Genomic DNA, 6,000 nt, shown 5'->3' on the forward strand with positions numbered 1-6,000 from the left:
TTTGGAGGCGACTACCACTGGCACATAAAACACCACAGCAATTATTTGAGCTTTTTGATAAAGCAACTGAAATTTTGCAGGCAGCATTGAATTGCTCATATTTGGATGCATTTTTAGAGAATGCTGAAAATATTATTGATCATAATACTGTCCGTGTAGACGATGGAGTTCCTAATGAAAAAGCAGTAAAAGAATTGCAAACAATATACCAAGAATTAGATTTACAAAATATGAAGTCAGAGATTATCCGGCAAATCATCCAGCTGAGTTTTTTGAAAGTAATTCGGAAAGATGCAATTCAGGCTAACCATCAAATGACCCCTGATACTATTGGGTTAATTATGGCTTTTTTGATTGAGAAAGTTACAAAGGCTAAGGAGATCGAAACGATTTTTGATCCAGCTGTTGGGACAGCTAACTTATTGACTACAGTTATTAACCAATTAAAGGCTGATGGGGATAAGGATATTAAAGGTTTTGGTATTGATAATGATGATGCAATGCTCCAAGTTGCAAGTGTAAGCATCGAATTACAGCATCTTGATGTTAAACTGTATCATCAAGATGCAGTTACCGCTTTAGATATTCCACAGTGTGACCTAGCAGTTTCCGATTTACCGATCGGTTATTACCCATTAGATGAAAATGCTAAAAACTATCAAACTAGGGCGAAAGAGGGACATTCATATGTGCATCATTTATTGATTGAGCAGGCAATGAATTACCTTAAGCCAGGTGCTTTTGGTGTGTTTTTAGTTCCTAGTAGTCTATTTCAAACAAAAGAATCACAATCATTTGTTAAATGGATTCAGTCTGTTGCCTATTTACAAGGACTTATTAATTTACCAGCTGAACTTTTTGCTAACCCTAATGCGCAAAAGTCTATATTGTTACTCCAACGTCAAGGGGGCAATAGTACACAAGCAAAGAAGGTATTGTTAGGCGAGTTCCCTTCGTTCAAGGATAAGGCTAAGTTTGCTTCATTTATGGACGATATTAATCAATGGGTAGCAACGAATTTACGTTAAAGGAGAAAATTTCAATGTCAAAAACAATTGCAGTTAACGCCGGGAGTTCAACACTAAAGTTTAAATTATTTGATATGCCAAATGAAGATGTGGTCGCTGAAGGAACGATTGAACGAATCGGCGAAAAAATGGGCCATGCTAAAATCAAATTTGGTGATGGACAAAAGCATGAAGAAGAACAGCCATTTGAAGATCATGGGGCAGCAGTTAATTACTTACTAGATAAATTAATTGCACTAAAAATTGTTAGCAGCTATGACGAGATCACTGCTGTTGGTCACCGTATTGTTGCTGGTGGGGAATTTTTTAAGGATTCGACTGTCATTGATGATGACGTCATTAATAAGATTGACGAATTAGCAGAATATGCACCACTTCATGAACCTGCTGAATTAATTGGAATCAAGGCATTCCAAAAAGTTTTGCCAAACGCTTTTGCGGTTGCTGTCTTTGATACTTCTTTCCATGTTGACATGCCTGAGATGAACGCGTTATATAGTGTACCTTTTGATTGGTACGAAAAATATGGGGCACGGAAGTACGGAGCGCATGGTACAAGTCATCGTTATGTAGCTGGACGTGCTGCTGAGATGTTAGGAAAGCCATTAGAAGATCTTAAATTAATCACGATGCATATTGGTGCAGGTGCTTCAATTACTGCAGTGAAAAACGGTAAGTCATTCGACACTTCAATGGGCTTCACACCAGTTGCTGGAATTACTATGGCAACACGTTCAGGAGACGTTGACCCATCACTAATTTCCTTTATGCAAGGTAAATTAAACTTATCTTCTGATGAAATGATTGATATCTTAAATCATAAGTCAGGATTAATTGGAATTTCTGGAATCTCACCAGATATGCGTGATATTCTTGCGGCAGCAGAAAAGGGTAATGATCGTGCTCAATTGGCCCTTGATATTTATGTTAACCGTATTGTTCGTTACATCGGTTCTTACATTGCCGAAATGGGTGGCGCTGATGCAATTGTATTCACAGCGGGTGTTGGTGAAAACAGTGCCCCAATTCGAAAGATGGTTACTGATAAGTTGAATTATTTTGGCATCAAGATTGATCAAGAAAAGAATGATTGTCATGGTGTTGAACGTGACTTATCAGCCGCCGATGCTAAGATTAAGACATTATTGATTCCAACTAATGAAGAATTAATGATTGTTCGAGACATTGAACGGCTAAAGAAAAATAACTAATAAGGGATGGCAACCATTAAATTAAGTGACTAGTTGACGATAAAATTTGTCTCTGGTCACTTTTTATTTTAGAATTTAAGATGGCTATTAACTATTATTAAGAAAAGGGGGAGTTATTATGAAATTTGTTACATCTGACACCCATTTTTTTCATGATAGTTTGCTGGGGATGAGTGATTTTGCGCCACGTCCTTTTGCAAATGTCAGTGAGATGAACCAGACAATAATCAACAATTGGAATAATAAAGTTGGTAAAAATGATATTGTTTATCATTTAGGAGATATCGCCTTATATTTTGTTAAGCCACAAAAAGATGCTTATCAGGCTATCTTTGAAGTACTTAATCAATTAAATGGACATTTAAACTTAGTAAAGGGAAATCATGACAGTCGAGCTCTGTTTAAATATTTAGCTAGTAAGAATTATACGTTTGCCGGAATACCTAAGTTTCAATTTCATGATGTTGGTGTATTGTTAAAATATAATCACCGGCAGTATTACTTAACTCACTATCCATTGATGCTGGGAATTGCACCACAGATAATCAATCTTCACGGGCATATTCATCATTACTCAGTGCCAATAAAGGAAAATATTAACGTTGGAATTGATGCACCAGAATTGGATTATCTTGATAAAAAGCCCTTGTTTGGTGCACCGTTAAATTTTCATGAAATAGAAGAAATAGCAACTAAAAAAGCAATAGAATTTCCACAACACAAATAAAAGAATTAGCGGTTAGGAAGTGAATAAATGAATCGAGCAAAAATACAAGATTATATCGATCAACGCGAGGAGCAGCGAACATTAATCTATCATGTTGAAGAAATCGATGATAAGCATTTTAAGGTAAATGGACATCCTTATGAGCTGGTTAAAAATTATCGAAATGGTTTTAATCCAGAAAGCTTGGCAGAACGATTTAGCAACATTTTAAGTAAATATGATTATATTGTAGGAGATTGGGGCTATGATCAATTACGTTTAAAGGGTTTTTATGATGATCGTAACCCGCTGTATGAGCCCGACCAAAGTGTAAGTACAATTGAAGATTATCTATTTGAATATTGTAATTTTGGATGCTCGTATTTCATCATTCACAATGATGATGTTTGTATACCGCGCCAACGCAATCGCCGTCAACGATCAACACGTCGACGCACCCCTGTGATTCATGAACGCCGGCGAAAAGTGCATCAGCCGAGTATTCGTCAACGGCATAATCAACATGCTGAACGGGTAAAGAATGGAAACCATCAAAAATTCGTAATTCATCAACGAAAAAAGAGGAGCGAAACTAAACGATGAAAGATTATCAAGGATACTTTATTGACCTCGATGGAACAACTTATAAAGGAAAAAAGCGAATTCCAGCGGCAGCCCGATTCATTAAACGACTTCAAGAAAGACAAAAGAACGTTTTATTTGTAACAAATAACAGTACACGCACGCCAGAATTCGTTGCAGAAAATCTCAGAAATAACCATAATATCAACGTTACATCAAAAAATATCTACACAACAGCACTTGCTACTGCTGATTATCTTTCATCTGTTGCTCCCGCTATGAGTAAAATTTATGTTGTCGGTGAATCAGGATTAAAACAGGCATTACAAAAGAATGGTTTTATTCTTACTGATGATAATCCCGCTTATGTAGTAGTAGGACTAGATACGGATGTTACTTATGATAAGTTAGAAAAAGCTGTTTTATTAATTCGGAATGGTGCTATTTTTATTGGGACTAACGCGGATAGCAACTTGCCGAATGAACGAGGAATGGTTCCTGGAGCTGGTTCAATTATAAAATTAGTTGAATATGCTACACAACAACAGCCGATAATGATTGGTAAACCCGAATCAATTATTATGAAGATGGCATTAAAAAAAGTTCGTTTACCTAAGGAAAAAGTAATTATGGTGGGAGATAACTACCATACAGATATTCAAGCTGCGATTAATGTCGGAATGGATAATTTGTTAGTATATACAGGATTGTCACGGCCTACCGAAGTAGTAAAAGAAACCGTTCAACCTACATTTACAGTGGAGAGTCTTGATGAATGGCAAATATGAAGTAATTGAACAAGGAAAAGCAATATTGTTGACGCTATTGAGTTTAGTAGCGTCAATTAGTATTGCTCTTTTTATTGTTATAAATATATCACCGCTTTTTGTAACAGTTCCCAAGCACTTATTAGGACTCTCGCATCAAACTATACTAAGTGACTATTCAAGGATAATTACATATCTTCAGTTCCCAGGAAATCATTTATTAGAACTAAAATATATCCCAATTACTAGATCAGCAGTTAACCACTTTAAGGACGTCAAAAGACTTATCTTACTTAATGAACTATTAATCTTCATTACTGGACCGTCATTAGTTTACTTATTAAAAATACAAAAACGACAGAATCAGCTCTGGCGCTTAATTCTGCCGTTTCAAATGTTATTTATTTTGTTAATTTTTGGTGGCTTTGTTGGGTTAACCAATTTTAATAGTTGTTTTATCAAATTCCATTATTTAGTTTTCTCTAATATGGACTGGGTATTTAATCCCACAACGAATCCAGTTATTCAATTAATGCCGGAAAGCTTTTTTGAACTACTTTTTGGTTTATGGTTCATCATTGTCTTAGTAATTTTATTGTTGATATGGGGATGGATAAAGTTAACATTAAGCATTTTCTTTAACAAATCGTGATTTAATAGCTCCAACTACAGCAGGAATTAATGTTACGACAATTATTCCAATAATAATTACTGAGAAGTGTTCTTGGACAAAGGGAAGGTTTCCAAAAAAGTAACCAGAACCGCAACAAAGTAAAACCCAGGTGATACAACCGATAATGCTATATTTGAAGAATTGTTGATAAGGGAAACCAGAACCAGCTGCAGCAAATGGCGCAAACGTTCGAATAATTGGAATAAATCGCGCAAGGATAATAGCAGGGGCACCGTGCTTTTCAAAGAAGTCCTCAGCACGTGCTAAGCTATCTTTATTAATAAGCTTTCCAAATAAGGAATGGTTAGACAAACTCTTTCCGATTTTATGCCCAATTAAGAAATTGAGGGAGTCACCACCTAGACAGGCGCAAAGGAATAAGAGGATAAAGATCCAGATATTAAGGTTATAACGAGGATCAGCAGCAAGCGCACTTGCTGCAAACAGAAGAGAATCACCAGGAAGAAATGGTAAGATAACTGCTCCTGTTTCAACAAAGATGATTGCAAATAATATTAAGTATGTTGCATCACCAAACTGATTAACAATTTGAATTAGGTGAACATCAATATGCAAGATAAAATCAATAAGGGTTGCCAATTTAATTCTCCTTTTAGTAAATTATTAAGATAATACTGTTAAAGTGTATCAAGATAAATTTTCGTTGTGAAGCATTCGACTAAATTTGTAAATAAGATTTTACTATTATTTAAATAATAACTTAAAAATTTAGGTAAGAACTTTTGTTACAATTGTTTGTCATTATGGGATAAATTAATATTGGAATAATTGAAATGACCATTGCTATTAGCTTAAATACGAACTTCAGCGATTAAATATAAATAGGAAATTCGTCTGCTATTTTATAAATAAAAAAATCTTAAAGAAAATGTTGACAAGTACAGTGTTACACGGTATAGTAGTTATCGTTGTCAAAGCAATTACAATATTGCTTAGATGATTAATAACTTAAATAAAAAAGTTGTTGACATCAGATTGATGACATGATATATTAATAAAGTTGCTGATTGAG

7 protein-coding genes are annotated in these 6,000 nt (G+C 35.0%); 6 read left to right on the top strand and 1 reads right to left on the bottom strand.

The features are described 5' to 3' along the window. The first annotated feature begins 17 nt into the window (after positions 1–17). From DTK66_RS04845 to DTK66_RS04870, 6 genes are all read left to right on the top strand, one after another. A complete protein-coding gene (locus DTK66_RS04845) occupies positions 18–1,028 on the top strand; it encodes a class I SAM-dependent methyltransferase (RefSeq protein ID WP_368356242.1) in 1,011 nt (336 codons plus the stop codon). Between the two features lie 14 nt (positions 1,029–1,042). Further along, the gene (locus tag DTK66_RS04850) at positions 1,043–2,239 is read left to right on the top strand and encodes an acetate/propionate family kinase (RefSeq protein WP_153931315.1); all 1,197 of its coding nucleotides are present in this window, start codon (positions 1,043–1,045) and stop codon (positions 2,237–2,239) included. Positions 2,240–2,357: 118 nt separating this feature from the next. Continuing rightward, positions 2,358–2,966 (top strand): metallophosphoesterase, encoded by a 609-nt coding sequence (locus DTK66_RS04855; RefSeq protein ID WP_191667941.1) that lies wholly within the window; start codon positions 2,358–2,360, stop codon positions 2,964–2,966. A 27-nt stretch (positions 2,967–2,993) separates the two neighbouring features. After that, positions 2,994–3,548: a YutD family protein gene (locus tag DTK66_RS04860; RefSeq protein WP_153931313.1), complete on the top strand. Its 555-nt coding sequence runs from the start codon at positions 2,994–2,996 to the stop codon at positions 3,546–3,548. Then, positions 3,545–4,315 (top strand): TIGR01457 family HAD-type hydrolase, encoded by a 771-nt coding sequence (locus DTK66_RS04865; protein ID WP_153931312.1) that lies wholly within the window; start codon positions 3,545–3,547, stop codon positions 4,313–4,315. The genes DTK66_RS04860 and DTK66_RS04865 overlap by 4 nt, the downstream gene beginning before the upstream one ends. Next, positions 4,299–4,946, top strand: a complete 648-nt coding sequence (locus DTK66_RS04870) for a TIGR01906 family membrane protein (protein ID WP_153931311.1) — start codon at positions 4,299–4,301, stop codon at positions 4,944–4,946. Before DTK66_RS04865 ends, DTK66_RS04870 begins: the two co-directional genes overlap by 17 nt. Here DTK66_RS04870 and DTK66_RS04875 read toward each other — a convergent pair. Continuing rightward, positions 4,920–5,567 (bottom strand): VTT domain-containing protein, encoded by a 648-nt coding sequence (locus DTK66_RS04875; RefSeq protein WP_153931310.1) that lies wholly within the window; start codon positions 5,565–5,567, stop codon positions 4,920–4,922. The two genes, DTK66_RS04870 and DTK66_RS04875, sit on opposite strands and share 27 nt — an antisense overlap. Positions 5,568–6,000: the final 433 nt, after the last annotated feature.

It is taken from the genome of Limosilactobacillus walteri, assembly GCF_014830205.1.
Taxonomy (GTDB): domain Bacteria; phylum Bacillota; class Bacilli; order Lactobacillales; family Lactobacillaceae; genus Limosilactobacillus; species Limosilactobacillus walteri.